Annotated in this window: 4 protein-coding genes; all 4 read right to left on the reverse strand. The window is 45.0% G+C overall.

All coding sequences use genetic code 11. The features are described 5' to 3' along the window. Nucleotides 1-411, reverse strand: a 411-nt coding sequence (locus tag ACVR1I_RS10840) for a hypothetical protein (RefSeq protein ID WP_447444018.1), incomplete at its 3' end; no start/stop codon positions are given. A 13-nt stretch (nucleotides 412-424) separates the two neighbouring features. Further along, nucleotides 425-1,525 (reverse strand): replication initiation factor domain-containing protein, encoded by a 1,101-nt coding sequence (locus ACVR1I_RS10845; protein ID WP_447444019.1) that lies wholly within the window; start codon nucleotides 1,523-1,525, stop codon nucleotides 425-427. A 175-nt stretch (nucleotides 1,526-1,700) separates the two neighbouring features. Next, complete coding sequence (locus ACVR1I_RS10850; protein WP_447444020.1) at nucleotides 1,701-2,048, reverse strand: hypothetical protein; 348 nt, start codon at nucleotides 2,046-2,048, stop codon at nucleotides 1,701-1,703. Between the two features lie 307 nt (nucleotides 2,049-2,355). Beyond that, nucleotides 2,356-3,310: FtsK/SpoIIIE domain-containing protein (locus tag ACVR1I_RS10855; RefSeq protein WP_447444021.1), on the reverse strand; the 955-nt coding region annotated here is incomplete at its 5' end.

Consider the following 3,310-nt stretch of genomic DNA (forward strand, 5'->3'; position numbering starts at 1 on the left):
CTCAAACGAAGAAATAAGCATATTCACTGGCAAACCAGCCTCTAACAATTCCTCGAATTTCTTAAGCCGACTCTCGAATAAAGAACTGTTAGATATAAATATTTTAGCAATATCATGGTCTCGAGAAATTTTAAAACTCGGAATATCTTCACCAGTCATGACAGCTTCCTCAAGTGATTTCAAAATCTTGAAATACAGACGAACATCAGAGAGGAAGTCAGCCCATGTCATAGCACGTGGCGGAGTCTCGTAGATTAGTCTCTTGATAGCTTGATAGGAGATAAGGGTTAGGAGTAGAGAGAGCGGGAGCATGAGTGCCCCCGCTCCTCTGGTCCACTCCGTTAGTAACAGGACTATGTTCAGCCCCAGTATGCAGGCGACTACCGCCATCGTATTTTTCAATTTGTTCATTTTTAGAACCTCGCTATTTTAGTATTTCGTAATCATCATTTATGAACCTTTCTTTTTCATTTTCTACAAATTCAGTCATATCAGGATTGGTCAGGTTATTGTACAGCCTTTCCGCTTTCTTAGGAAAATCGGTGACCTCAATCTCACGAGCCAGCACGTCATAGAAGTCTATGCCATGATACTCGAAGATGCGCTCCAAGTTCTTCAGCGTTGGCACAACCGACTTGCGAAGCCACATGAGAAGCGTGTATAGGTCAGCATCTCGTTCTGCGTTATTAAACCTAATAAGGTCGTTCTCCTGTACGAAGTCATCCCACCAGCTGGAAATGGTCCAGTTCCTAAGGTCGCTATATAGCTCGCCTGAGCGATTCCTTGTGGGGTTTACGAACGTTATCATATTTCGCACAATGCCCTTGTAGACCTGATCCACCGTTCGACCAGCTAAGAGCTTATCCACGGCGGTCTCTGCCTTATTTCTTGTCAGCATGAGCTCATATCTGAGCCAGCAGTCCTTAGCCTCTTCAGGGAGGAGCTGGCGCTCCTCGAGATATTGCATGCGCTTATCATATAAGCGATACACCACATTACCATCTCGAGTAGACTTAGCCCGCGGATTCCCGATATATACCGTCTGACCTCTTGCAGATTCGTTCTTCCCAAGCGACTGAATCACATTGTAGGCCTTCTTCCGAGAGCAATAGTGACCTCGGTCGAGCTTGTAAGCAATCGTCTTCAAGTTCAGCAATCCCTCATAGTCGTCCATGGCGATGTCCACCCGTGTCATGCGTGCCTCATGTTCTCGGAGAGTTCGGAAGACACCAACCCAGTCACCAGCCACGTGATGATAGAGGTCAGTACATCCTTGCCCCGTAAATATCACGTTCACAGTATCAGATGAGCCATTGAGTCTATCTCTCTTGGGCGAGTTAAAATAAATCGTCAGATACCCCGACAGGGTCAATCCAGAGTTGTAGAAATTGCGCCCCTCTACAGTCTCGAACTCTATCGAACCATAGCCCCATGTCTTCAAAATTTCGAAGATATCTCCGAAATAGTTCTCCTCCGTAGCTGGTAGCGTAAATGCTAACCAGTCTATCTTGTATGCTTGCAACATAGTAAACCTCTGAAAACCAGTAGTATCAAGGGCTTAGCCCCTATTTTTGACCGTTGAACACTACCTATTTAGTACCTGTAGTGTTCATTTTTTGCGTCCCTATTCAGGGACGGGGCCACTCCCTCAGGGTTGAAAGACTACGCTATTCAACCCCTCCCGAGTAGCATATACTTCCTCATTCTTTTGAGGACAATTCCTCCTCTCTGTAATAGGCCACTGGCTCAATGCTCTTCAGGGCATCTGCCCAGTAGATAGTCACCCCGAAATGATTCTCAGGGAATCGGGTCTTGGTCTCTGCGTGCACCATGTAGATGGTGTTCTTGCGCAGTTCAAGTTTTTCATCTGTCTTAAGAACCAGTACCGCACCTTTACGGTCTCGGTCAGAGACTAACACATTGAACTGTGTCGCCACTCGCTCGTCCTTGGTCTCTCGCACCTCAGCGCCAGCATAATGGACAATGGCTTTGAAATCGTAGGTTGTCTTTTCCGATTTAAAATCAGAAATCATAGAATCTAATTTCATAGAATATACCTCGTATCTGCGTAACTTCATAGGATTTTCAATTTCTGCAGATTAGGGAAATCAAAAACCACTGCCGATAGTACCCCAGTAGGGGCGCCATTTGCAGTGGTTTCAATCTTTATTTTCTTTTTGTTGAATTTAATAGAACTCTATGATAGAATTGTAATATAATTAAGAATATAGATTGTGCCACTGCAATTGGCATAGTCGAAACCCCGAAAGAAGCGACTGCAATCGTTTCTTTTTTTTGTTTCTACTTTTAGTATAATAGAATTCAGGAGAGAATCAAGGGATTTTCTCATTTTTTTTATATTTTTTTTGAAATTTTTACGGCCTCAGGCATATCGAAAGCCAAATAATCCAATTGTAGCAGGGCGGGTCGGCTCTGATTCTCCATGCCGTAGATGTAGCCCTCCCCCTTGGCAAATGCACGATTCCTCAAATCAAAATCAGACACATTGAAGCCAAGACCCTCGAGGGCGGTTCTATTAGCTCGTCCCAGGGCAACCTTAATTGCGAGCGACTCACGGGAGGCCACGGATAGAGAAGTCTCCGATGTATGATACTGCCCACTAATGACTACGAAGACCCCAGCCTTACGGCCAAGTAGGATAATTTTAGCGATTTTGTTCTGGAATTCCTTTAGCTCTTTAGGGCTTTTGCAAGAAAGTGAGAAGGAAGCCAGCTCATCGAAGAAGAGATAGACCGCACTATAGAGAGCTGAACAGTCATCTATACGGTTGTTAGCCATATAACTGACACGCGTCTCGATGGTCTCAGTCAGCCTATCCAGTAACTCCATGACCTCGTCATAGCTGGAGTAGAATGGGATAGATTCAGCCAGTGAGCTAAGCTCCAGCTTGACATCCACGATATGAAGGTCAGCCCCTCCCCACAATGCCTGAAGTATCAGCTGATTAAGCAGATTCGTCTTCCCTGAACCCGAAGCGCCTCCTATCAGCATGTGTGGGGTCTTCCTCATGTCGACATGATAGCGACCTATCTGAAGTTCATATCCTCCAGCTGGTATCTTTCCAACCCTCCTATCATAAGAAAACACATCAGAATGAGCCTCGCCCCGTGTCTTCAGCGAATCGAAGAGTTCCACCTCATAGCGCTTAGCTGAGGCGTTCCGCTCAAACGAAGAAATAAGCATATTCACTGGCAAACCAGCCTCTAACAATTCCTCGAATTTCTTAAGCCGACTCTCGAATAAAGAACTGTTAGATATAAATATTTTAGCAATATCATGGTCTCGAGAA

Source organism: Streptococcus cameli (assembly GCF_053207365.1).